At 44.6% G+C, this 23320-nt stretch carries 22 protein-coding genes; 15 read left to right on the plus strand and 7 right to left on the minus strand.

Annotated features, from left to right (window positions below; translation table 11 throughout):
• Window positions 1-18: 18 nt before the first annotated feature.
• Both DS891_RS02180 and DS891_RS02185 read left to right on the plus strand, forming a co-directional pair.
• Window positions 19-453, plus strand: coding sequence for a hypothetical protein (locus DS891_RS02180; protein ID WP_010605011.1), 435 nt, complete (start codon window positions 19-21; stop codon window positions 451-453).
• Window positions 450-926, plus strand: coding sequence for a hypothetical protein (locus DS891_RS02185; protein WP_010605010.1), 477 nt, complete (start codon window positions 450-452; stop codon window positions 924-926). Before DS891_RS02180 ends, DS891_RS02185 begins: the two co-directional genes overlap by 4 nt.
• A 30-nt stretch (window positions 927-956) precedes the next feature.
• On the opposite strand, the gene DS891_RS02190 is transcribed toward DS891_RS02185, so the two are convergent.
• Complete coding sequence (locus DS891_RS02190; RefSeq protein ID WP_010605009.1) at window positions 957-1949, minus strand: GlxA family transcriptional regulator; 993 nt, start codon at window positions 1947-1949, stop codon at window positions 957-959.
• Window positions 1950-2066: 117 nt separating this feature from the next.
• Here DS891_RS02190 and DS891_RS02195 point away from each other — a divergent pair, with 117 nt between their 5' ends.
• Window positions 2067-3965: a beta-ketoacyl synthase gene (locus DS891_RS02195; RefSeq protein ID WP_174168729.1), complete on the plus strand. Its 1899-nt coding sequence runs from the start codon at window positions 2067-2069 to the stop codon at window positions 3963-3965.
• 364 nt (window positions 3966-4329) lie between these two features.
• Here the strand turns inward: DS891_RS02195 and fghA are convergent, their stop codons facing one another.
• Both fghA and DS891_RS02205 read right to left on the minus strand, forming a co-directional pair.
• A complete protein-coding gene (gene fghA, locus DS891_RS02200) occupies window positions 4330-5172 on the minus strand; it encodes an S-formylglutathione hydrolase (protein ID WP_174168730.1) in 843 nt (280 codons plus the stop codon).
• Between the two features lie 56 nt (window positions 5173-5228).
• Window positions 5229-6350: an S-(hydroxymethyl)glutathione dehydrogenase/class III alcohol dehydrogenase gene (locus tag DS891_RS02205; RefSeq protein ID WP_069022378.1), complete on the minus strand. Its 1122-nt coding sequence runs from the start codon at window positions 6348-6350 to the stop codon at window positions 5229-5231.
• A gap of 95 nt (window positions 6351-6445) precedes the next feature.
• Here DS891_RS02205 and DS891_RS02210 point away from each other — a divergent pair, with 95 nt between their 5' ends.
• Window positions 6446-7321: a LysR substrate-binding domain-containing protein gene (locus tag DS891_RS02210; RefSeq protein ID WP_010374004.1), complete on the plus strand. Its 876-nt coding sequence runs from the start codon at window positions 6446-6448 to the stop codon at window positions 7319-7321.
• Here the strand turns inward: DS891_RS02210 and DS891_RS02215 are convergent.
• Both DS891_RS02215 and rne read right to left on the minus strand, forming a co-directional pair.
• Complete coding sequence (locus tag DS891_RS02215; RefSeq protein ID WP_010605005.1) at window positions 7308-8966, minus strand: SulP family inorganic anion transporter; 1659 nt, start codon at window positions 8964-8966, stop codon at window positions 7308-7310. The two genes, DS891_RS02210 and DS891_RS02215, sit on opposite strands and share 14 nt — an antisense overlap.
• Window positions 8967-9114: 148 nt before the next feature.
• Window positions 9115-12516, minus strand: coding sequence for a ribonuclease E (gene rne / locus DS891_RS02220; RefSeq protein ID WP_174168731.1), 3402 nt, complete (start codon window positions 12514-12516; stop codon window positions 9115-9117).
• 610 nt (window positions 12517-13126) lie between these two features.
• On the opposite strand from rne, the gene rluC reads away from it, so the two are divergent.
• Window positions 13127-14077, plus strand: coding sequence for a 23S rRNA pseudouridine(955/2504/2580) synthase RluC (gene rluC / locus DS891_RS02225; protein ID WP_010374006.1), 951 nt, complete (start codon window positions 13127-13129; stop codon window positions 14075-14077).
• A 1-nt stretch (window position 14078) separates the two neighbouring features.
• A complete protein-coding gene (locus tag DS891_RS02230; protein WP_174168732.1) occupies window positions 14079-14723 on the plus strand; it encodes an HAD family hydrolase in 645 nt (214 codons plus the stop codon).
• On the opposite strand, the gene DS891_RS02235 is transcribed toward DS891_RS02230, so the two are convergent.
• Window positions 14709-15311, minus strand: coding sequence for a nucleoside triphosphate pyrophosphatase (locus DS891_RS02235; protein WP_174168733.1), 603 nt, complete (start codon window positions 15309-15311; stop codon window positions 14709-14711). The genes DS891_RS02230 and DS891_RS02235 overlap by 15 nt on opposite strands.
• Window positions 15312-15430: 119 nt before the next feature.
• On the opposite strand from DS891_RS02235, the gene yceD reads away from it, so the two are divergent.
• The 9 genes from yceD to mltG all read left to right on the plus strand — a co-directional run bounded on the left by yceD (window position 15431) and on the right by mltG (window position 22561).
• Window positions 15431-15955, plus strand: a complete 525-nt coding sequence (yceD, locus tag DS891_RS02240) for a 23S rRNA accumulation protein YceD (RefSeq protein WP_010374009.1) — start codon at window positions 15431-15433, stop codon at window positions 15953-15955.
• A gap of 10 nt (window positions 15956-15965) precedes the next feature.
• Complete coding sequence (rpmF, locus tag DS891_RS02245) at window positions 15966-16136, plus strand: 50S ribosomal protein L32 (RefSeq protein WP_010374010.1); 171 nt, start codon at window positions 15966-15968, stop codon at window positions 16134-16136.
• Between the two features lie 11 nt (window positions 16137-16147).
• Window positions 16148-17194 carry a phosphate acyltransferase PlsX gene (gene plsX / locus DS891_RS02250; RefSeq protein WP_010605000.1) on the plus strand — a complete coding sequence of 349 codons (1047 nt, stop codon included), beginning with the start codon at window positions 16148-16150 and terminating at the stop codon, window positions 17192-17194.
• Window positions 17195-17247: 53 nt separating this feature from the next.
• Window positions 17248-18174 carry an ACP S-malonyltransferase gene (gene fabD / locus DS891_RS02255; protein ID WP_010604999.1) on the plus strand — a complete coding sequence of 309 codons (927 nt, stop codon included), beginning with the start codon at window positions 17248-17250 and terminating at the stop codon, window positions 18172-18174.
• Between the two features lie 13 nt (window positions 18175-18187).
• The gene (gene fabG, locus DS891_RS02260) at window positions 18188-18934 is read left to right on the plus strand and encodes a 3-oxoacyl-ACP reductase FabG (RefSeq protein WP_010604998.1); all 747 of its coding nucleotides are present in this window, start codon (window positions 18188-18190) and stop codon (window positions 18932-18934) included.
• 216 nt (window positions 18935-19150) lie between these two features.
• Window positions 19151-19387 carry an acyl carrier protein gene (acpP, locus tag DS891_RS02265; RefSeq protein WP_010374019.1) on the plus strand — a complete coding sequence of 79 codons (237 nt, stop codon included), beginning with the start codon at window positions 19151-19153 and terminating at the stop codon, window positions 19385-19387.
• Between the two features lie 86 nt (window positions 19388-19473).
• Complete coding sequence (gene fabF, locus DS891_RS02270) at window positions 19474-20712, plus strand: beta-ketoacyl-ACP synthase II (RefSeq protein ID WP_010604997.1); 1239 nt, start codon at window positions 19474-19476, stop codon at window positions 20710-20712.
• Between the two features lie 98 nt (window positions 20713-20810).
• A complete protein-coding gene (gene pabC, locus DS891_RS02275) occupies window positions 20811-21584 on the plus strand; it encodes an aminodeoxychorismate lyase (RefSeq protein WP_368032155.1) in 774 nt (257 codons plus the stop codon).
• 5 nt (window positions 21585-21589) lie between these two features.
• Window positions 21590-22561, plus strand: coding sequence for an endolytic transglycosylase MltG (mltG, locus tag DS891_RS02280; protein WP_174168734.1), 972 nt, complete (start codon window positions 21590-21592; stop codon window positions 22559-22561).
• 54 nt (window positions 22562-22615) lie between these two features.
• Here the strand turns inward: mltG and DS891_RS02285 are convergent, their stop codons facing one another.
• Complete coding sequence (locus DS891_RS02285) at window positions 22616-23224, minus strand: MarC family protein (protein ID WP_017219127.1); 609 nt, start codon at window positions 23222-23224, stop codon at window positions 22616-22618.
• Window positions 23225-23320: the final 96 nt, after the last annotated feature.

Below are 23320 nucleotides of genomic sequence, written 5' to 3' on the forward strand. Positions count from 1 at the left end.
AGTGACGGTAAATCCCTCATGATTGCAAAGCAATTAACAATCGGGTTGCTAGGTGTTTTCCTCGTGGCCTGTTCAGACCCGACTATTATTATACATGAAAGTTCAGAAAAAAGTGAAAGTTCAGTAACAAGAAATGTCTGTAATTTTTCAACGCCCTGTGATTTGACTCCACAAGTGCAGATTTATCTGGGCTCAGAGCAGGTTCAACCGGAAACAGAATTTACCATTGGGCTAAAAAGTGCGACTAAAGTAGAGGTCGTTTCGGCATGGCTTGAGGGAGAAAATATGAACATGGGGAGAATTCCCGTGTTCTTTGACAAAAACACACTGATAGCAAAAACCATGGTCGGTGTTTGCACGGATAAATCTATGCGTTGGATTTTACGTTTGGCGCTAACCGTTAACGGCCAGTCTGTTACTACCAGTCATCCAATAGCTGTAAACTACCAATGAATAAATCTGTTTTTATCGAATATCTCAAGTTTGCACTTGAACAAAAGCTGATTGAAGCCACTGAAGCGGCAAACAGTGCACGTGCTGATGCTACCCATGAACAAAGTGCTGCTGAAACACAATATGACTCGTTGAGTATCGAATATGGGTATTTGGCAGAAGGACAAAGTGAGCGCGTTGATGCCATGCATTTGGCAAAACAAACAATATTGAATCAGTTGGCTCTAGCTGTAAGCAATACAATTGCACATAACGCACTAGTTGAAATTGAAGACGAGCAGGGCAACTGTCATTGGTTCTATTTTGCGCCTTGCGAAGGCGGGCTAAAAATCCAATATAAAGAAACACCAGTGTTGGTGTTAACGTTTGATGCGCCTCTTGGCAAGCGACTAAAGGGGTTAACGGTAGACGAAGATATTTCGTTTTTCTTCAACGGCCAACAGCAAACGTTAACCGTGATGCAAATACTGTAGAGTAGTTTACTCTCGTTTTGCTACGAGTTGCTACGAGAACAATTTCTTTCTTACTATTGCCCGGTATGTGCTTGGTGACTTTCCCATTAATTGCCTAAATACTCTACTTAATTGCCCTTGTGAATTAAATCCAGAAGCAAGGGCAATATCTTGAATGGAGAGGTTACTGCTCGCGAGTAGCTCTTTACACATTTCTATACGCACCTGTTGCAAGTAGGCAACGGCGGTTTGTCCTGTTGCTTGTTTAAAGCGGCGGTTAAAGGTGCGATAACTCAAATCAAATTGCGCCGCGACAGCGGGTAAAGAGATTTCCGATGCGGCGTTATTTTTCAGCCAAAATAGAATTGCGGCAATTTGCTCGTCAGCATGACGGTCCACAGCCCCTTCTAAATAGCGCTGTTCTTCGTATGGTTTACGAATTTCATGAGAAAAGTTTTGCTGCACATGGTGTGCGGCATCTATCCCGTACAGTAGTTCAATAATATGTACAATAACATCAGCCAGCGCATTTAAGCTGGCTACAGTGTAGATCCGCTCTGATTGAGTGATAAAGTAATCCGGTTTTAATTCAACATTGGGGTATAGCTGAGAAAATTGTTTGGCAAAATGCCAGTGGGTCGTTGCTGAATGCCCGTCAAGCAGGCCTGAACTTGCTAAAAAGCAAACACCTGTACCAACACCTATCAGTGTGCTTCCTGCTCCCCATGCATCCGCAAGTGACTCACTCAGCGCTTGGTTTTGTCTTACAATAGGTCTTGGATTTCGCCATATACTTGGCACAATAATGTAGTCATATAAAGGCAATGAGCTAAAGTCACTTTGTGCCTCAAGTGTCAGGTAATTATCGGCGTTGACCGCCTCGCCTTGGCTGCTGCAAAGGAGAACTTCTAAAGGAACATAAGCCTCTTTTAGATGTACTTTAGCAAAGGCTTGTCCGGCTTTGAGCATTTCCAGCGGTAAGGTGACACTGGTAACGAGCATATGCTTGTAAAGCACAATGGCGACCTTAGTGTAGGATTTCATCTGCTCCGACCTCTTAATTTTGGCGAAAAATGATTTATATGTGGCGTATTTTGTAAAAACTTAAATTCGAATGCAATTAAAATCAAGTCATTATCTTAGTTCAGAAGTAGGAACGACATGACAGCATTGCCAATTATTATAGGAATGGGGGGAATTAACGCCGCGGGGCGCACCTCTTTCCATCAAGGCTACAAACGTATTGTACTTGATAAGCTAAATGCTAAAGACCGACAAGAGACCTATTTGGGCCTTGCGAGTTTAATGAACTTAGTGCGTTATGAAGATGGCCAGCTGATTGACCAAAACGACCAAGTCGTTCAAGAGATGGAGATTGAGTCGCGTTTTGGTGAGCAGATCTTAGCGGGAACGTTGATCCGTAAAATCGAAAAAAACCATTTTGATGTAGATGCGACCCCTTGGCAGCAAAAGCTCACAATGAAAGCAAATGATGATAGCAAGATAGTATTCAGTTGTCGTAAACGTGACTTACCAGAGCCTGTTCCTGCAGCTTGGCAAGTGATTGAGCTCGATCCAAAAACGGTTGAAGTAACCATTGCGGACCAGATTGAAGTTAAGCACGATAGCTATAGAGACAATCCAATTAAAGCCGCAGGTCAATTACCAACAGGCTTTGAGCCGTCACTCATGTATAACAGCCGTTACCAACCACGCGGTCTTCAGGCGACGATTTTTGCTGCAACCGACGCTATCCGCTCAACGGGTCTTGAGTGGGACAAGGTAATGAACAGCGTGCGACCGGACCAAATCGGCACTTACTCCGCCTCTGTGGCAGGGCAAATGAATGATGAGGGCTTAGGTGGATTAGTACGTAGTCGTTTGCGTGGCGACCGAGTAAGCACTAAGCAGTTAGCGCTAGGACTCAACACCATGTCCACTGACTTTATCAATGCTTATGTTACTGGTAGCGTTGGCACAACATTTACGACATCAGGTGCCTGTGCGACGTTTCTATATAACCTCCGCGCTGCAGTGAATGATATTCAGGCTGGCCGTACTCGAGTGGCGATTGTAGCCAGTGTTGAGTGTGCCATTACACCAGAGATCATCGAAGGCTTCGGTAATATGGGCGCACTCGCAAATGAAGAAGGTTTGCGTAAACTTGAAGGTACTGAGCATGTAGATTATCGCAAAACAAGTCGTCCTTTTGGTGAAAACTGTGGCTTTACAATTGGTGAAGGGGCACAAGTGGCGATTTTGATGGATGACGCCTTAGCAATTGAACTAGGCGCGCAGATCATGGGCTCGGTTGCTGACGTATATGTCAATGCAGACGGCGTGAAAAAGTCGATTACGGCACCTGGACCTGGTAACTATATTACCATGGCAAAATCGGTCGCGCTGGCTCAGCAAATCGCAGGCACAGAGGCTTTAATAAAACGCAGCTTTATTTTGGCACATGGCTCAAGCACACCACAAAACCGGGTCACTGAGTCGCTTATCTACCACAAAATCGCAGAAACCTTTGCGATTAATGGTTGGAAAGTGGCGGCGCCAAAAGCCTATGTTGGTCATACCATCGCGCCGGCGTCTGGCGACCAGCTTGCGATGGCACTTGGGGTGTTCGAATACAATATTATGCCCGGGATCACCACAATCAATGCAGTAGCAGAAGATGTTCACGCCGAGCATTTAGATATTCGTACCGAGCACTATGAGTGCGAGCCAATGGATATCGCCTTTATAAACTCCAAGGGCTTTGGCGGCAACAATGCAACGGCAACTGTACTTTCTCCAAAGCTCACGAAGCAGCTACTAAGCAAGCGCTATAGCCAAGCTGAGTTTGCAAATTATGAGCAACAACTTGCCATTACAACACAAAGGCAAATTGCATATCAGCAAGCGGCCGATTATGGTCAGTACGAACTCATTTACCGTTTTGGCAATGGCATGATTGATGAGTCTGAATTGAATTTAAGTCAGCAAGAGTTAGCCATTCCTGGGTTCGAGCAAAGTATACAGCTTTGTCCAACGAATCCATACGGCGATTTAATCTGATGATTTGATACAAAGAATAGGGCCTGTTGACCTTTGCTGTTTGATTTTTGTTCTCCTGAGTGTGTTTTGGTCGCGACGCTCGACTTGCCACCTAGTAATCTAGGCAAAAGTTGAGCAACAATGAACAAAGCGCACTCAGGTGAACCCAAAGGGCAGCGCTTGATTGGCATTTCTACTGTGTTATCGCCTGACTCACATAGAACAACTATGCTACGCAGGCTCTGCCTTGTATAAATACCAATCAAACTGCTGCAAAAACAAACTTGAAAGATAAACAGGCCCTAATGTTAAGCAAGCAAGGCGTACAGGGAGTACGCCTTTTTTATTTTTAGCTTAGTGCTCAAAGCGCAAGCGGCAGTCAGGCTCATCTCATATAGTTAGCATGAAACTCAAGATGATTTTCAATAAAGCTCGAGATAAAGAAATAGCTATGATCGTAACCTTCATGCATGTTTAGCGTGATAGGGTAGCCTGCTTTTTCTGCAGCTTGTTCGAATAACCAAGGCTTTAACTGCTCGTCTAAAAACTGGTCACTTGAACCTTGCTCAATGAGTATCGGACGTTTCGTTGGACTAACATAGTGCGACAATAATTCGGTCGCGTCATATTGTAGCCAGCGCTGTTTGTCGTCCCCTAAATATCCTGTTAGCGCTTTTTGACCCCAGGGGCAGTTACTTGGGTTCACGATTGGGCTAAATGCTGAGATACTCGTATAGGCATCAGGGTTTCTAAGCCCAATAATTAATGCACCATGACCACCCATGGAATGACCACTAATGGCTTTTTGCGGGCTAACCGGGAAGTGCGCTTCGATTAACTGGGGCAGCTCTTCGGTCACGTAGTCATACATTTGATAATGTTGACTATACGGTGCCTGTGTCGCATTGACGTAAAACCCCGCACCTAGACCAAAGTCATAAGCGCCATTTTCATCATCTGCAACGCCTTCTCCACGCGGGCTTGTATCTGGCGCGACAATAGCGATACCAAGCTCGTTGGCTTTTTTAAACGCGCCTGCTTTTTGCATGAAGTTTTCATCGCTGCAGGTTAACCCTGAGAGCCAATATAAAACCGGGGCTTGTTGTCCCTCGTTGACAATTTCAGGTAAAAAAATGGCGAAGGTCATTTCACACTGTGTCGACTGGCTGGTATGTGTGTAGCGCTTATGCCAACCGCCGGATACTTTGTTGCTGGAAATCAGTTCCATCAAGTGCTCCTTAATTAAGCGAAATAGGACGCAACCTGTGCGTCCTTGAGCGGGTACTAGTAATGGATCACTGAGCGGATACTCTTGCCTTCATGCATTAAATCAAAGGCTTCATTAATATCTTCGAGCTTCATGGTATGAGTGATAAAGTCATTGAGTTTGAATTCACCAGCCATATAGCGTTCAACAATCTCAGGAAGCTCTGAGCGACCTTTTACGCCACCAAAAGCACTGCCGCGCCATACGCGACCGGTAACCAATTGGAATGGGCGTGTTGAAATCTCTTGTCCAGCGCCTGCAACACCGATGATGACAGACTCACCCCAACCTTTGTGACAGCACTCAAGGGCACTTCTCATAACATCTACGTTACCGATACATTCGAACGAGAAATCCACACCGCCATCGGTCATTTCAACGATCACTTCTTGGATAGGTTTGTCGAAGTTTTTCGGGTTGATAAGATCGGTTGCCCCAAGCTTTGTCGCCAGCTCAAACTTATCTTCATTGATGTCGATACCGATGATCCGACTCGCGCCAGCCATTGCCGCGCCAATGATAGCGGACAAGCCGATACCACCTAGGCCGAAAATGGCGACGGTATCGCCTTTTTGCACTTTAGCGGTATTCATTACTGCGCCCATTCCTGTGGTGACACCACAGCCAAGCAAACAGATCTCCTCAAGAGGCGCTGCTTTGTTTACTTTAGCCAAAGAGATTTCTGGCAGCACAGTGTACTCAGAGAACGTTGACGTGCCCATGTAGTGATAAATTGGTTGGCCGTCTTTATAAAAGCGGGTTGTGCCATCAGGCATCAAGCCTTTACCTTGGGTTTCACGGATCTGCTGACAAAGGTTCGTTTTACCAGACTTACAGAACTTACATTCGCCACATTCCGGTGTGTACAATGGGATCACATGGTCGCCAACGGCAACGCTAGTAACGCCTTCACCAATCGCTTCAACAATACCTGCACCTTCATGACCTAAGATTGCTGGGAATACGCCTTCAGGATCGTCGCCAGACAAAGTGAAAGCATCGGTATGACATACGCCTGTTGCGGTGATTTTAACTAAGACTTCGCCTTTTTTCGGTGGCATAACATCAACTTCTTCAATACTAAGCGGTTGACCTGGGCCCCAAGCGATTGCTGCTTTAGATTTAATAAATTCAGACATGGTTTGTTCCTTTCTTAAAAGTTGATAGCAGTATAACTACATTATGATTTTTGATAATCTATAAAAATCATAAAGACTTTTACGTATATGTAATAATGGATAGATGGATTGGCATTGATGAGTTTGTAGCGGTCGCGAGTAATGGCTCATTTAGTGGGGCTGCAACTCAGTTAAATACTTCGGTTGCGCAAATTAGTCGCCGAGTGAAAATGTTAGAGGAGCGCCTCAACATACAACTTTTGACGCGCACTACCCGAAAATTAGCACTGACTCAAGAAGGTGAAGTATTCTTATCTCATGCAAAGCATTTGCAGCATGGATTAGATGACGCCACTGCTGCAATCCGTCAACGTGATAGACAGCCTACAGGCAAACTTAAGCTTACCGCACCGGTAATGTACGGCGAATCTTATGTCATGCCTGCCGTGGTTGACTTTATGCGTTTGTATCCCAAAGTTGAGGTAGAAATGCATTTGACGAACAACCAAGTCGACTTACTCGATAAAGGCTTTGACTTGGCAATTCGACTCGGTAAGTTACAAGATTCATCACTGCGCGCCAAACGGCTAACCACACGAAAAACCATGGTGTGTGGTGCAAATATCTATTTAAATCAATTTGGTCAACCGCATACGCTCGCTGAGCTTAGCAATCATAAGTGTTTAATTGGCAATAGTAGCGAATGGCGTTTTGTTGAGCACGGTAAAGCGCGGCAAATTAAAGTGGCGGGGCCACTTCGTTGCAATAGTGGTTGGGGGCTCTTGGAAGCAGCAAAGCAGGGCTTAGGTTTGGTACAGTTACCGCATTATTACGTGCAAGAAGCGCTAGAGAGTGGAGAGTTAACAGAGGTACTAACCAACTTTAGACCTGAGGAAGAGGGGGTCTGGGCGCTGTATCCACCCAGACAATTTGTCGCGACCAGTTTACGATTGTTACTGGATCACTTAAGTGCGCACTTTAATAAGTTTTAGCCATAGTATCAATGGCTTGACTGAGCGCTATCTCGCGACTATCACAAAATGCACGGTCGCCTAGGCGGTCATGAATGTTTAAGCGCTTGAGTTTATCGGTGGTCTCCAAATTCGGTGAATAGATAAACACGCTACAGTCAGCATCAAGCGCATCTGTAATCGCATTTTCAATGGCTAAGCCCACGGTGACATCAATCATAGCTACGTCGCTTAAATCTAGAACCATGGCTTTGTATTCACTAATCTTGCGGTGTTGTCTTGCGATTGCTTTTGAGACGCTAAAAATCATTGGCCCAGAAAGATAAAAGAATAATAGTTTACCGTTGGCTTTATCTAACAGTTCGCTTTCTTTTTTCGTCAGTGGCACATCTTCATCGCTATCACTGTCGCTAATTGCTTTAACGTGATTAGCTTGCACTCGGCTTAATCTCTCTATGATCATCACATTAGAGATAAATACGCCAAGGCCCACGGCAACAATCAGGTCAACAAAAACGGTAAGTAGCATTACGCCATACATAATCGCCATTTGACTGACACTAAGCTTATGAGCACGTTGGATAAAACTCCAATCCAGAATATTAAAACCAACATACACTGCAATACCAGCAAGCACCGCCATTGGGATTGGCTCGGTCAGGCTGCCCGCGATAAAGACTACGGCCATCAAAATTAGTGCCCTGAATATGCCAGCGATTGGCGAGCGAGCGCCCACTTGAATATTGACCACAGTTCCCATCGTTGCGCCAGCACCTGGCAATGCACCAAAAAGGCCAGCTATCATATTGGCAATACCTTGGCCTCTGAGCTCCTTATCAGAATCATGTTCGGTTCGCGTTAAACTGTCGGCTATTACTGCTGTTAGCAACGTATCTATACAGCCCAAAGTGCCCAGTACCAATGCGTCGATAAGCATTTCAACGAATAGCTCTGGTGATAATACTGGCAACACAATACTTGGCAGGCCACTTGGAATTTCTCCGATGCGGCGAATACTATCGGTATCAAAAATAATAATTGAAAGCAGTGTAACGGCGACGAGTGCGACCAGTTGAGCGGGGACGTACTGGCGCCACTTACTTGGCATTTTGAATAAGATTGCAAGTGTGATCACCCCGAGGAACAACTCAGAAAAGTGTAAGTCCATCAGCAGGCTGGGCAAGTTAGACAAAGTGCCAACAACACCACCTGCAGGCGCTTGGTGTCCAAGTAAAGGAGCAAGCTGCAAAATAATGAGGATAACACCAATACCAGACATAAATCCGGAGATGACGCTGTAAGGCATCAAGGTAACGTATTTACCTAACTTGAGCGTACCGAGTAAAACCTGAAAAGCACCTGCCATCATGACAACAGTAAAGCCCATCGCAAGACCATTTTCGGGGTACTTGCTCATCATGGCGGTGAGTACTGCTGTCATGATAACAGTCATCGGGCCGGTTGGTTCAGAAATGAGGGAGGTTGAACCACCGAACAGCGCGGCAAATAAGCCAACCAAAATTGCGCCCCACATCCCAGCTTCTGCGCCAGCACCAGAGGCAACACCAAAAGCGAGTGCGAGTGGTAAAGAAATAATTGCAGTGGTTACACCACCGAATAGGTCACCTTTTAAAGAGGCGTTTTTAAATCTCTTAAGTGTGATCATACTTTTGACTTTAACGATCAAAGAATTGACGGCATTCTACTGATAAATAACACGGAGTGCTACGAAGGACTGGTATTACCATTTGTCTACTCAGTAAAATTCGGACACAAAAAAGCCAGTCTAAAAAGACTGGCTTTTCAATTACTGCTTAGTCAACCTGAGCAGGAGAGGCCATGTCGGCGCTTGCTCTGCCTGTTGGTGACTTAGAGCCAACACCCAAGCCACTATTCGCGACAGCCTGACGTAGTTCATGTGGCATTGCAGACGGTGTTTCTACCACGACATCCTCAATCACGCTTTGTGCTTTTGTCATTGGCGCGGCAGCCGTTTGGTTGAAGCGTACACGGCTTTGTACTGAATTGCCGTTTACTACCTGTTGAGTAGGTGCTTCAATAGCGTTAGCGGCTGGTGTCTCTTCAGTTGAAGATTCAGTAACTGCTTCAGCTGCTGTTGTTTCCACAACCGCTTCTGTTGCCTGTGTCTCGACTGCTGGCTCCTGAACTTCTGGTGTTGCCTCAGTGTCAGAAGCCTGAGTTTCTTCTACAACTGCGGATTCAGTTTCATCTTCAGCCTTCGCCGTTTCAACTTGTTCAGTCTCTACTGTGTCAGCGATTGGCTCAGCTTTAACCACTTTGACTTCTTCTGGCGGCATAGCTTCTAGCTCTTCTGCGACTACTTCGTCAGCGCTTGCAGACGTTTCGGGCTGTGCAGCTTGTTGCATTGGTGCTTCAGCAGTGGTTGCCTCAACTTCGTTTGCAGACTCCACTTCTTGCGCTGCATTTTCGTCAATCTGTGCTTCTGCTGGCTTAGCTTCGACATCTTGCTCTGCATCAGTGTGCGTCTCAGAAACTGTCACTTCTGCCGCTTGCGCATTATCTTCAGTTACCGCTTCAGGTGACAATTGAGTCTCAACTGTATTTGCTTCTTGCTGTACACCTTCTTGAACGTCAATGTCAGAAGAAGATTTTGCTTTTAGCTCTGCTTCGTATTCTGCAGCTGCTTGATCTGCAACGGGCACAAATGCAGCAGCTTGACCTTTTTCAGGCGTATCCTGACGACGGCGACGTTGACCTGCCGCTCTCAGATGACGCGGAGAACGTCTAGAGCGAGTGCGGCCTTCTTTATTTTCGTCATCATTTTGCGATTCTGAAAGTTCGGTAGATACCACCTCGGTAACATCGTTTTGTTCGTGGCGCTCAGTGTTAGCAGTTTCTTGCTGCTTTGCTTGAGCGTGTACGTCAGCTTGTTCAGAAGGTGCTGCTACATGTTCGTTAGTTGCAGACTCTTGTTCTGATTTGTCAGCGACGGGTTTCGCTTTTCTTTGCCTTGGCTTTTGTTCAGCTTTAGACTCAGCTGCCGTTTTCGCTGGTTGTTCAAGCGGCTTTGCTTCTACTTTCACTTCTTCAGTGCTAACTTGCTCTGACGTGTTAGTATCCTGCGCATTGGTTTCTTCCACACGTACCTTCTTGCGAAGATTACGTCTTTGTCTGCGTGGTTTTACTGTCGCTTCTTTAACTGGCGCGTCTTTAGCCTCAACCGTTTCAACGTTATCGTTTACAGGCTCCTTAGCTGGACGGTTTGCTTTGTCCTGATCTTGGCGCTTTCTGTTATTTGGACGACGGCGTTTGCGGTTATCACCACGTTGCTCGTTACTGTTGTTTTCGTCTTTCGATTCAACCGTTGTTTCTTTTTGTTGATCGTTACGACGGCGGTTATTGTTACGACGACGATTGTTATTATTGCGACGGCGATTATCACGGTTGTTATCGCGTGATGATTTTTCTTCAGAAGGCTTGTTTTCTTCTTGGTTATCGCTGTCACTAGCAAATAGGCTCTTGAACCATTGACCAATCTTTGCAAACAGGCTGGTGCCGTTTTGAGCAGGTTGTGCTTGTGGCTTACGCGTTTGTGGTTTTGCTGTTTGAGCTGGAGTAGGGGCTGGCGCAGGCGCCGGTGCATCAGGCATAACGACACCTTTTAACACAGGCTCCTCTTTCACAATTGCTTGAGCTCGAGCAATTTCAACGACTTCAGGCTCTGGCGCGGTGATCTGCTCATAGCTTGCAGCTTCTGTTGTTTCATCTTTACGCAACCTAACCACTTCATAGTGAGGTGTTTCTAGGTGTTGATTAGGGATGATAACAACGTGGCACTCGTGGCGCTTTTCGATGCGTTGCACAGAACGACGCTTTTCATTTAATAGATAAGCACCAACAGCGACAGGCACTTGGGCGTTGACCTGAGCGGTATTATCTTTGATCGCTTCTTCTTCGATTAGACGCAAGATAGACAAAGCAATGGATTCGTTTGAGCGAATGGTGCCTTGGCCGTCACAGCGAGGACACGTATGTTGGCTCGCTTCACCTAAAGACGGACGCAAACGTTGACGCGACATTTCTAATAAGCCGAAACGAGAAATCTTACCGATTTGCACGCGAGCACGGTCAGTACGAACGGCTTCTTTCAAGCGGTTTTCTACTTCACGTTGATGGCGAGGCGGAGTCATATCGATAAAGTCGATAACGATTAATCCACCTAAGTCACGTAAACGTAACTGGCGTGCAATCTCGTCAGCCGCTTCTAGGTTAGTATTCAGCGCAGTCTCTTCGATATCGCCACCTTTCGTCGCTTTTGACGAGTTGATATCGATAGAAGTGAGTGCTTCTGTTGGATCAATAACGATAGAACCACCTGAAGGCAAACGCACTTCACGCTGGAAAGCTGACTCAATCTGACTCTCAATTTGATAATGCGTGAATAACGGCACATCGTTTTGATAAAGCTTAACACGATTGATGAAATCTGGACGGAAACGCTCGATATGCGCTTTCGCTTCTTCAAAAACACGCGGTTTATCAATTAGGATCTCACCGATATCACGACGTAAATAATCGCGAATAGCACGGAAGATCACGTTACTTTCTTGGTGAATTAAGAAAGGTGCTTTACCGCTATTTGCTGCGTTTTGGATTGCGTCCCAATGAACAAGTAGCGCCTTAAGGTCGTACTCTAGTTCTTCGAAAGATTTACCTACGCCCGCGGTGCGTACGATAAGACCCATACCTTTAGGTACGTTTAAGCGACTCAATGCTTCTTTAAGCTCAATACGCTCATCACCTTCGATACGACGTGAAATACCGCCAGCTCTTGGGTTATTTGGCATTAATACCAAGTAGCTACCAGCGACGCTGATAAACGTTGTAAGTGCCGCACCTTTTTGACCACGTTCTTCTTTATCAACCTGAACGATGACTTCTTGACCTTCTTTGATCACGTCTTTGATGTTAGGACGACCATTGAATGTGTAGCCATCTGGGAAATACGTTTTAGCGATTTCTTTTAAAGGAAGGAATCCGTGACGCTCAGCGCCATAATCAACAAATGCGGCTTCTAGGGATGGTTCGATACGGGTAATTTTACCCTTATAGATATTGGCTTTTTTCTGTTCGTGACCAGGGCTTTCTATATCTAGATCGTATAGACGCTGGCCGTCAACCAGTGCCACGCGCATTTCTTCTTGCTGCGTTGCATTGATCAGCATACGTTTCATATTGTAATTCTCTACTTAATTATTTACAGCGCCTGATACGTCTTGCCAGCGACAGCGTGCTACGCCTTGGATGTTCCTATTAAATGATGCAGTCTCACGACTGGGGGAAAGGGAACATATTCACAGTTTCCGCTTTAAATCAGGGTAAAATCACTGATCCATCGTTCGCTCTTTGCACGTTTATTCGTTTCACAAAGTAGTCATGCACGGGGCAAGTTGAGCTTGGTTTGCCAAGCTTGGCTATCACCATCTTTTGACTTGATTGCTTTGTGATTATTCACGAGTTGCGGCCTGCTATGCACGGGTATTACTGCAACTGTGGTAAACGTATCAGACAAATTTTAATTTCTTGCTTTTTGGTTTGTTCATCGTGTCCAGTCATTAAACGAAATATTACGCGCTTCGCACTGACTGTTCGCACGTGTTTATCTTAGATGCATGATAAAAGCTTTGGAAATATTAGCTCTAATCTGTATGATCTGCCATCCAAGATGTGCATCACGATATTGTTTTTGCGATAAAAAGCACCTCGCAAAAATTTGCGGCCTGATTATCCCACTAATAATGTCGAGATAGCAACTAAATTATTACTCAAATCAGTGATTAGGCAATGTCAGAGAAACCCGCATTACAAGTTAGCTTCGTTACCGTGACGGAAGACCAAGAAGGTCAAAGGATCGATAACTTTTTAGTTACGCATTTGAAAGGGGTGCCAAAAAGCGCCGTATATAAAATTCTTCGTAAAGGGGAAGTGCGCGTAAACAAAAAGCGGGTGAAGCCTGTATATAAACTACAAATCAATGATGAAATCCGTATTCCACCTGTGCGTGTTGCGGAGAAAACAGAGTTTGTGCCTAAAAATCTAGATAAAGTCGCAAACTTAGAAGATGCCATTCTTTATGAAGATAAGTATCTGATAGTTATAAATAAACCAGCCGGTATGGCGGTACATGGTGGCAGCGGCTTAAGCTATGGCTTAATTGAAGCATTAAGAGCATTACGCCCACAAGAGCAAAGTTTGGAGTTGGTGCACCGTTTGGACCGCGACACATCGGGTTGTTTGTTGATTTCAAAGCGCCGCGCTGTGCTTAAAGGACTTCATGAACAGTTAAGAGAAAAGACCATGGAGAAGAATTACCTTGCGCTGGTTTCAGGGCAATGGGATGCCAAACATAAAAATGTCACCGAACCGCTACGTAAAAATACCTTAAAGTCAGGTGAGCGAGTGGTGCGAGTGGATCATGAGCAAGGCAAGCCTTCTCATACTCGTTTTAGAGTCGTCGAGCGTTTTGAGTCCGCAACTTTAGTGCAAGCGTCACCAGTAACAGGCAGAACGCACCAGATCCGAGTGCATACTCAATGCAAAGGACATCCAATTGCGTGTGATGATAAGTATGGCGATCAGGTGTTTGATGCCAAAATGCGTGAAGTGGGATTAAATAGGCTGTTTTTGCATGCCAAAGAACTCAGATTTATGCACCCAAAAACAGAAACGACACACCATGTAGAGGCGCCATTGGATGGGGCTTTGGAAGCATGCTTAGTTAAATTAAGGAAGTAACATGCGTTATAAGTGTGTAATTTTCGACTGGGATGGCACCGTCATGGACTCTGTGCCAAAAATCATAAATACCATTCATCAAGCTGCTGAATCTTGTGGAATTGCACCCGTCAGTAACGAAGCGGCGAAAAGTATTATCGGCCTGTCTCTCGATAAAGCGATACTGACACTTTTTCCAAATCATGAAGACAAATTAGCGTCTTTAATAGCGGCTTATAAGTATATCTATAAACATCAAGATAAAACTCCAGCGCCTCTATTTGAAGGCGCTGAAACACTTTTAAAGCAATTACATGGCAATGGAGTCAAAGTTGCGGTTGCAACAGGAAAAAGCCGAGTCGGGCTTGACCGTCTGATGACAGAAAGCGGGTTGAGTGATGTTTTCGTTACGACACGGACAGCATGTGAGGCGGAGTCTAAACCGCATCCCGATATGTTGCTTCAGATTTTGGCTGAACTAAATGTGGAAGCTACAGAGGCTGTCATGATAGGCGATACGATAATTGATATGAATTTAGCGAAGAATGCAGGCATTGACGCGATCGGCGTCACTATGGGTGTTGCAACAAGAGAGCTGTTATCGCAAACATCGGCTGCCCATATTTGCGATAACTATCATGACTTGTCTAACCTATTGTTGGCCTGATTGCTCAGCGAGCACATCAATACCAAATGTGAGCAGTGTTTTAGTGAGTTGAATAAGGGGAAGGCCAATCAGGGTATTGGGGTCTTCTCCTTCAAGTTTATCAAACAGACAGATCCCTAATCCTTCGCTTTTAAAGCTTCCAGCACAGTTGTAAGGTGTTTCCGCATCACAATAGTTACTGATCTGTACTTGGGTAAGTTGGCGAAAGTAAACGTAGAACGGTACTACTTCAGTGACCGTTTTGCCGCTTTCAATGTCGAAAACGGTTAAACCAGTCAAAAAAGTCACGCGATTATTACTAAATAGGCTTAGTTGCTTAATCGCGTTCTCTTTATTATGCGGCTTTCCTAGGATCTCACCGTTGAACAGCGCGACTTGGTCTGAACCAATTACCACACCTTGTTGATATTTTGCTATTGCTGCTTTGGCTTTTGATTCGCTCAACCGTGCAACAAGTTGCTGCGCTGATTCACCTTCGAGTGTTTGCTCATCTACATCCGGTGAAAAAGATGCAAAAGGAAGCATTAATTTTTTCAAAATTGACTGCCTAAATGGCGAACTTGAGGCTAGAATAAGGGGCGTTTTCATGAGATTTTTATCTTTGTGACAACATTGCCAACAGGATAATGCGCAATAACGCGAAAAACAAAGGGAAAGTGTATTTTTACTTTGACTAACACAGTAACTATCTATATGATGCAGCCCCTATGCAAAAGGTGAAAATTCCCATCACTATTGATCCATGCAGAGCAGCGCAACGTCGAGCATCTTATGACGGTGTTGTAATGCTTGAAGAACTTTCTCGATTGCAGCAAGTTGTGCGTGATCAAAATAGTGAAATAGCGGTAGACATTCATTTCAACATCGACGAACAAGGTTTGGTTGTTGTGCAAGGCAAAGTCCGAGCCCATCTAACTGTTGTATGTCAGCGTTGTAATGATGAATTAGGGTTGGATTTGGAACAAGACTTTGCGTATTCGCCAGTCGGATTAGGTGCAGAGTCGGATGATCTTCCCGAGCGTTATGATGTGTTGGAACTGGATGAAGAGGGTGAAGTTAATCTAAGACAAATCGTCGAAGATGAACTGCTACTCGCGATTCCGATAGTCCCGACGCATGATGAAGCACTATGCTCTTATTCTGATAAGCCAAAGAGCTTTGGTGAAATTGAAGCAGAAGATAGCAAACCAAATCCATTTGAAATTTTGAAACAACTTAAGAAAGATTCTTAGGAGAAGGCTAATGGCGGTACAAAAAAGCAAGAAGTCACGCGCACGTCGTGGTATGCGTCGTTCACACGATGCGATCAGTGGACCAGCTCTAACTGTAGATCAGGTTTCTGGCGAGACTCATCGTCGTCACCACGTGACTGCTGACGGTTACTACAAAGGCGTTAAAGTAATTTCTAAGTAAGAGATTACTTTATGCTGACTGATCTAACCATTGCGTTAGATATGATGGGGGGCGATTACGGCCCCCGTTCATCTATCCCCGCAGCCATCGCTGCTGTGCTTAAGCACCCAAATTTAAATCTAATCCTCTGTGGTAATCAGCAAGTTATTGAAAGTGCTTTGACTAAAGCAAATATGCTGGATCATCCAAGACTCAAAATTAAACACTGTAAAGAAGTTGTCACTAACGGTTGTGAACCTGCCTCTGCACTTAGAAATAAAAAGCAGTCTTCAATGCGTATTGCGCTTGATTTGGTGAAATCTGGCGAAGCGCAGGCTTGTGTAAGTTCAGGCAATACAGGTGCGCTCTTTTTTATGGCCCACTATGTGCTAAAAATGTTGCCTGGCATCAAGCGTCCCGCGTTAATTTCAGCCGTTCCAACAGAGAAAAAACAGCCCGTTTATCTGCTTGATCTTGGTGCGAATGTGCATTGTGACCCTGAGACCCTCTATCAGTTTGGTATTATGGGCTCAATCGTGGCTGGAGAGGCATTAAATATTCCTTCACCTAAAGTGTGCTTGCTAAACATTGGCTCTGAAGAAATCAAAGGTCATGATGGTATCAAGCAAGCTGCAAAATTAATGAAATCCTCATCTGTTATTAATTATCAAGGCTATTGTGAGGGGAGCGATATGTTCTCTGGCAAAGCCGATGTTATTGTGTGTGAGGGATTTGTCGGCAACGTTGCCTTGAAAACCTGTGAAGGGATTGCCAAACTCATCATGCATAAGTTTAGCAAAGCGTTAAAAAAGCACTTTTTTTATAAAGCGTTGGCCTTTTTACTTCGACCCGTTATAAAAAAATTGTATAGAAGGGTGAACCCCGACCAGTATAACGGTGCAAGTCTGGTAGGATTGCGCGGTATTGTTGTGAAAAGTCACGGAAATGCCACAACTAAGGCATTTTTAGCCGCGATTGAAGAAGCTGCGCAAGAAGTACAACGTAAGATCCCTGAAAAGATCCAAACGGTGTTTGCTCAGGTCGACACAGAAAAACAACCGTCAGGTCCGCATCCCTAACACTTCTAAGTGACATGAGGACGTGGCGACAACAGAGAAAATAAGAGCACAATATGTCACAAAAAATCGCATTATTTTTCCCAGGGCAGGGCTCACAAAGCGTGGGCATGTTATCTGAATTATTAGCATCTTCTGACATCGTTAAAGCGACGTTCGCTGAAGCGTCAGAAGCACTAGGCTACGATTTAGCCGAACTTGTGCTAAATGGTCCTGAAGAAGAATTAAACCAAACGCACCGTACTCAACCAGCATTATTGACCGCAAGTGTCGCTATCTTTAGAGCGTGGCAAGAGAAAGGTGTTGAAGCTGAACTGACGTTAGCAGGCCATAGTCTAGGCGAATACTCTGCATTAGTATGTGCAGAAGTATTAACCCTTGCAGATGCCGTTAAGTTAGTTGAAAAACGTGGTTTATACATGCAAGAAGCAGTTCCTGCTGGTACGGGTTCAATGGCGGCAATTATTGGTTTAGATGATGACGTGATTGCTAAGGTGTGTGCCGAATCTGCACAGGGGGATGTTGTTTCGCCGGTAAACTACAACTCACCAGGTCAAGTGGTGATTGCGGGTCATGTTGAAGCAGTAAATCGAGCCTCTGAAGCGTGTAAAGAAGCAGGAGCTAAACGCGCATTACCACTAGCAGTTAGCGTTCCATCTCATTGCGCATTAATGAAACCAGCAGCTGATAAATTAGCTAAAGATCTTGAGATACTCGCTTTTTCAGAGCCAAAGTTTGACGTGATTAACAATGTTGACGTTGCTGTTGCAAAAGATGCTGCAGCAATAAAAGATGCGCTTATTCGCCAGCTTTATAGTCCAGTAAGATGGACTGAAACTGTACAAGCGGTTGCAAAAGAAGGTGTTACAACAACTTTTGAGTTCGGCCCTGGTAAAGTGATTTCGGGTCTTGTCAAACGCATCGACCGCTCAGTGTCGTGCGTGTCGGTAAATGATTTAGCTGCCATTGCAGCAGCAGAATAATAACGAGAGTATTATGAGTAATTTATTTTCTTTAGAAGGAAAAGTAGTACTAGTAACGGGTGCTAGCCGAGGTATTGGTAAAGCAATCGCTAACGCCTTAGTGGCACAAGGTGCAAAAGTTGCGGGTACTGCAACGAGTGAGTCTGGAGCAGAGCGTATCTCTGAGTATCTAGGCGAAAATGGTAAAGGTTATGCGCTAAACGTGACAGATGCCGACTCAATCGCAGCAACTTTGGATGCAATCAAAGCAGACTTAGGTGATATCGATGTGTTGGTAAACAATGCTGGTATCACACGCGATAACTTGCTGATGCGCATGAAAGATCAAGAGTGGGATGACATCATCGATACTAACTTGTCATCCATTTTCCGCTTATCAAAAGCGGTACTTCGCCCAATGATGAAGAAGAAAAATGGCCGTATCATTAACATTGGTTCAGTAGTGGGCACTATGGGTAATGCGGGTCAAGCTAACTATGCTGCTGCAAAAGCGGGCGTAATTGGTTTTACAAAATCATTGGCGCGTGAGGTTGCATCTCGTGGTATTACGGTAAATACTGTAGCACCGGGCTTCATTCAGACAGACATGACGGATGAGCTAACTGATGAGCAAAAAGCAGCTACTTTGGCGAATGTACCAGCAGGTCGTTTAGGTCAGCCTGAAGAAATCGCAGCGGCTGTGGTTTATTTAGCATCAGATGTGGCAGCTTATGTTTCTGGTGAAACTTTGCACGTAAATGGTGCGATGTACATGGTTTAACCCGCTAAGATCACAAATCAATTGAAATTTTTGTGATCTTGTCGACAACGTACTTGAAATCGTCACGAAAATAGGCGATAAAAAGATCCATAGCTTTGTAACAGGTTTGACCAGAAAAAAAAGTACGGGTCAATCCTTGAATCCCAGAATGATGCGTCGTAAACTGCGCCGCAATCTGAAAATTAACGCAGTAGCGTTTAAATAAAGGAAAGAAGAATGAGCGACATCCAAGAACGCGTAAAGAAAATTATTGTTGAACAACTAGGTGTTAAAGAAGAAGAAGTTAAATCAGAAGCGTCTTTCGTTGATGATTTAGGTGCTGACTCTCTAGACACTGTTGAGCTTGTAATGGCGCTAGAAGAAGAGTTCGATACAGAGATCCCTGATGAAGAAGCTGAGAAAATCACTACTGTTCAGGCAGCTATCGACTACGTTACTGCTCACGCTGAGTAACTAGCTTTTCTATTAGGGCAGCACTCGCTGCCCTAACTCTTTCTAGACCCCCCAATTATTATAATAATCCCTTTTTGGAGGACACCGTGGCTAAACGTCGAGTCGTAGTAACTGGCTTAGGTATGTTGACGCCGCTGGGTAATGATGTTGCATCTACCTGGCAGGGCTTATTAGAAGGCCGTAGTGGTATTCGCAATATCACGCATTTTGACACAGAAGGTTTCGGGACTAAGTTTGCTGGTTTAGTGAACGACTTTGATGTCACTGAGTACATTTCCCCTAAAGATGCTAAAAAAATGGATGTTTTCATCCAGTATGGTATCGCTGCAGGTGTACAGGCTTTAAAAGACTCAGGTCTTGAAGTTAACGAAGAGAATGCCGCTAGAGTTGGTGTGGCCATCGGCTCTGGTATCGGTGGCTTGACGCTTATTGAAGAAAACCACGTTAAGCTATTAAATAGCGGTCCACGCAAGCTTTCTCCGTTTTACGTTCCGTCTACCATTATCAATATGATCTCTGGCCACTTGTCCATCATGCATGGCTTGAGAGGTCCAAATATTTCGATTGTGACTGCATGTACAACTGGCCTTCATAATATTGGTCATGCGGCACGTATGATTGCGTACGGCGACGCGGATGCGATGGTAGCAGGCGGTGCTGAAAAAGCGTCAACCCCAATTGGTATGGGTGGTTTTAGCGCGGCTCGTGCGCTTTCTACGCGTAACGATGATCCGCAAGCGGCTTCTCGCCCTTGGGATAAAGACCGTGATGGTTTTGTGCTAGCTGATGGAGCCGGTGTGATCGTACTGGAAGAATATGAGCATGCGAAAGCTCGTGGTGCGAAGATCTATGCTGAACTGGTTGGCTTTGGTATGAGTGGCGATGCATATCACATGACATCACCACCAGAAGACGGTGCAGGTGCTGCACAGGCCATGGTTAATGCATTGAATGATGCAGGGATCAATGCAGAGCAGGTTGGCTATATCAACGCACACGGCACTTCTACTCCAGCGGGTGACGTTGCAGAGACGCATGCTGTTAAGTCGGTATTTGGTTCTGCGGCAAAAAATGTGATGGTGAGCTCGTCTAAATCAATGATGGGTCACTTACTTGGTGCTGCGGGCTCAGTTGAATCAATTATTTCGATTCTTGCGCTGCAAGACCAAAAAGTAACGCCGACCATTAACTTGGATAACCCAGATGAAGGCTGTGATTTAGATTATGTGCCTCATACTGCCCGTGATGCGAAACTAGAGTACACTTTGTGTAACTCGTTTGGTTTCGGTGGAACAAACGGTTCGTTGCTATTTAAAAAGGTGTAGATCAGCCTTAGTAATTTGATAGCAAAGTAGGTTATGATAAAAAAGCTCGGCATTGCCGAGTTTTTTATGTTTTTGATACCCTTAAAAAGGAAAGTGATGTGGATAATCAACAGCTTTTTTCTAACACTGACAGAGGATTGGCCTATGGCGATGGCTTTTTTACCACCGCGTTAGTCCGTGATGGAAATGTTGATTTGTGGCCACTTCATAGAAACCGACTGGTGGAATGTCAGCAGCGCTTGGGCTTTCCTGAGTTACGACTAGGCGAAATCGAGTCTTTGGTTCAAGAGCAAGTTAAAGATAAAAGGGAAGCGGTGCTAAAGCTCCTTATCACTCGAGGGGAAGGGGGCCGTGGTTATCAAGCTCCTGAGACGCCTAAGCTGAGTGTGAGTATTCAGATATTACCTTTTCCTTCACACTATACAACTTGGCAGCAGAGTGGGATTGAAGTCGCATTAAGCCGGGTTAAACTGGGTATTCAGCCGTTACTCGCTGGATTAAAGACACTGAATCGGTTAGAACAAGTACTTATTAAACAAGATGCTCAGACATTGGTTTGTGACGATGTCATTGTGACGGACATCAATGATAGGGTGATTGAAGCGTCAGCGGCAAATATCATCATGATTAAAGACAACAGGCTGTATACACCAGAACTTAGTGGCTCAGGCATTAAAGGCGTGTTTTTAACCGCACTTGAAAGTAAACACGATATTAGGGTCAAAAATATTGCTTTTGACGAGTTACAAGCGGCTGATGGTGTATTTATTTGTAATAGTTTAATGCAGTTGGTACCTGTAGTAAGAATTGAGAATAAACATTTCGATATCGCCGACTTACATGAATTGAAAAGGCGATTTTTAGGGAAATAATATAAATGAAAAAACTGTTCATCATAGTCGCATTTTTGATAGCAGCAGCGTCATGGTGGTTATCTCAGCAAATAAATAAGGTTAAATTTGAACCACTTAATATCTCTGAGCCATTAGTTGAGATAAAGGCTGGGCAAACATTCAATCAGCTATGTCATCTATGGCAGCGTAGCGGGGCGTTATCTAACTGCTTTCCTTATCAACTTTATAGTAAGTTAGAGCCTAAGTTATTCGCGTTACAAGCGGGCTTTTACGATCTTAAAGGGCTAACTGTACTAGATGCCATCAGCAAAATTAGTCGCGGGGAGCAACACAACTTTAGCTTTACAATCATTGAAGGGATGCCCATTTGGGAAGTCAAAGACAAGCTCCTCAGCGCCCCCTACTTAACGCAAGACATTGATAAGCTGACAGCACAACTGAATATATCGCAAAGTTCAGCTGAAGGGTGGTTGTACCCCGACACCTACCACTATCATGGAAATGATTCAGCACAGCGCTTACTTAAACGTGCCCATACCAAAATGCAGAGTGTGCTTGAAGAAGAGTGGCAAAATAGAATGCCAGATCTTCCTTTAAACACGCCTTATGAAGCCTTGATCTTGGCTTCGATTATTGAGAAAGAAACGGGTGTAGTCGCAGAACGAGATAAAGTTGCCTCCGTTTTTATCAATCGTTTGCGTAAGGGCATGCGTTTACAGACAGATCCAACCATTATTTATGGTATCGGTGAGCACTTTGATGGTGATATTAAACGTGAAGATATCCGTGAAAAGACACCATATAACACCTATCGGATTGATGGTTTGCCACCGACACCCATTGCAATGCCATCTCGTGCTGCGATCCATGCGGCACTTAATCCAGCAACAACCGAATACTTGTACTTTGTTGCGTCAGGAGATGGTGGACACCACTTTTCGAAAACACTGACTGAACACAATAAAGCGGTGAAGAAATTTATTTTGAAACAATGACATTGCAAGAGAGCTGGCGTTGAAAGAGAGGGCTAACCCTCTCGTTACTCTCTATTACAACATAAAATATTCTTTAATACCCGCCAATACACTAGATACTGCAACTGAAGCTAAAATAAGTCCCATTACTCGGCTGACGATACTTGCGCCACTATCACCAATCCATTGGTGAATTTTTGTCGCAACCAGTAGAAATATCAACACGATAGCCAATACGCTGAGCATAATAATCGACGTTTGGAGTTGTTCAAATACATTGTTTTCGCTGTTTTTAGTAAGCAAAACGGCTGCTAGCATTGCCCCTGGGCTTGCGATAGAAGGCATTGCTAAAGGGAAAATAGCGGTATCGGATGCTTTACTGTCTAACTTAATCTCTTCACTTGGCTTACCCTCGCCAAAAATCATTGTCATGGCAAAGATAAATAGTACGATGCCTCCGGCAATCGCGAATGCAGGTAGGGGAATACCAATCGCGTTTAAAATGATTTCGCCCGCAATAATAAAAAACAGCAACACAATTGCTGCAACCAGTGTAGCTTTTACCGCTATTTTTCGTTTCGTCGCAATATCAAAGCCAGTAGTGGTTGCGATAAATACTGGAATGGTGCCAATGGGGTCGATGACCGCAAAGAAAAAAATGAACGTTGAGATATAGTGTTCCATAGTTCCCTATTATGAAATAAAGGTTGTTCAAAAATTGCTTATGGTTGGCCATCTGCTATTGACCAACGGCAAATAATATCACTAATTTCATGACTT

Origin of the sequence: Pseudoalteromonas sp. JC28 (assembly GCF_013319255.1) — a bacterium.
Taxonomy (GTDB): Bacteria; Pseudomonadota; Gammaproteobacteria; order Enterobacterales; family Alteromonadaceae; genus Pseudoalteromonas.

What these genes read in the sequence shown, in the direction of transcription:
- DS891_RS02180 (WP_010605011.1), top strand. Translation starts at nt 19, where the DNA reads ATGATTGCAAAGCAATTAACAATCGGGTTGCTAGGTGTTTTCCTCGTG.
- DS891_RS02185 (WP_010605010.1), top strand. Translation starts at nt 450, where the DNA reads ATGAATAAATCTGTTTTTATCGAATATCTCAAGTTTGCACTTGAACAA.
- DS891_RS02190 (WP_010605009.1), bottom strand. Translation starts at nt 1,949, where the DNA reads ATGAAATCCTACACTAAGGTCGCCATTGTGCTTTACAAGCATATGCTC.
- DS891_RS02195 (WP_174168729.1), top strand. Translation starts at nt 2,067, where the DNA reads ATGACAGCATTGCCAATTATTATAGGAATGGGGGGAATTAACGCCGCG.
- fghA (WP_174168730.1), bottom strand. Translation starts at nt 5,172, where the DNA reads ATGGAACTGATTTCCAGCAACAAAGTATCCGGCGGTTGGCATAAGCGC.
- DS891_RS02205 (WP_069022378.1), bottom strand. Translation starts at nt 6,350, where the DNA reads ATGTCTGAATTTATTAAATCTAAAGCAGCAATCGCTTGGGGCCCAGGT.
- DS891_RS02210 (WP_010374004.1), top strand. Translation starts at nt 6,446, where the DNA reads ATGGATAGATGGATTGGCATTGATGAGTTTGTAGCGGTCGCGAGTAAT.
- DS891_RS02215 (WP_010605005.1), bottom strand. Translation starts at nt 8,966, where the DNA reads ATGATCACACTTAAGAGATTTAAAAACGCCTCTTTAAAAGGTGACCTA.
- rne (WP_174168731.1), bottom strand. Translation starts at nt 12,516, where the DNA reads ATGAAACGTATGCTGATCAATGCAACGCAGCAAGAAGAAATGCGCGTG.
- rluC (WP_010374006.1), top strand. Translation starts at nt 13,127, where the DNA reads ATGTCAGAGAAACCCGCATTACAAGTTAGCTTCGTTACCGTGACGGAA.
- DS891_RS02230 (WP_174168732.1), top strand. Translation starts at nt 14,079, where the DNA reads ATGCGTTATAAGTGTGTAATTTTCGACTGGGATGGCACCGTCATGGAC.
- DS891_RS02235 (WP_174168733.1), bottom strand. Translation starts at nt 15,311, where the DNA reads ATGAAAACGCCCCTTATTCTAGCCTCAAGTTCGCCATTTAGGCAGTCA.
- yceD (WP_010374009.1), top strand. Translation starts at nt 15,431, where the DNA reads ATGCAAAAGGTGAAAATTCCCATCACTATTGATCCATGCAGAGCAGCG.
- rpmF (WP_010374010.1), top strand. Translation starts at nt 15,966, where the DNA reads ATGGCGGTACAAAAAAGCAAGAAGTCACGCGCACGTCGTGGTATGCGT.
- plsX (WP_010605000.1), top strand. Translation starts at nt 16,148, where the DNA reads ATGCTGACTGATCTAACCATTGCGTTAGATATGATGGGGGGCGATTAC.
- fabD (WP_010604999.1), top strand. Translation starts at nt 17,248, where the DNA reads ATGTCACAAAAAATCGCATTATTTTTCCCAGGGCAGGGCTCACAAAGC.
- fabG (WP_010604998.1), top strand. Translation starts at nt 18,188, where the DNA reads ATGAGTAATTTATTTTCTTTAGAAGGAAAAGTAGTACTAGTAACGGGT.
- acpP (WP_010374019.1), top strand. Translation starts at nt 19,151, where the DNA reads ATGAGCGACATCCAAGAACGCGTAAAGAAAATTATTGTTGAACAACTA.
- mltG (WP_174168734.1), top strand. Translation starts at nt 21,590, where the DNA reads ATGAAAAAACTGTTCATCATAGTCGCATTTTTGATAGCAGCAGCGTCA.
- DS891_RS02285 (WP_017219127.1), bottom strand. Translation starts at nt 23,224, where the DNA reads ATGGAACACTATATCTCAACGTTCATTTTTTTCTTTGCGGTCATCGAC.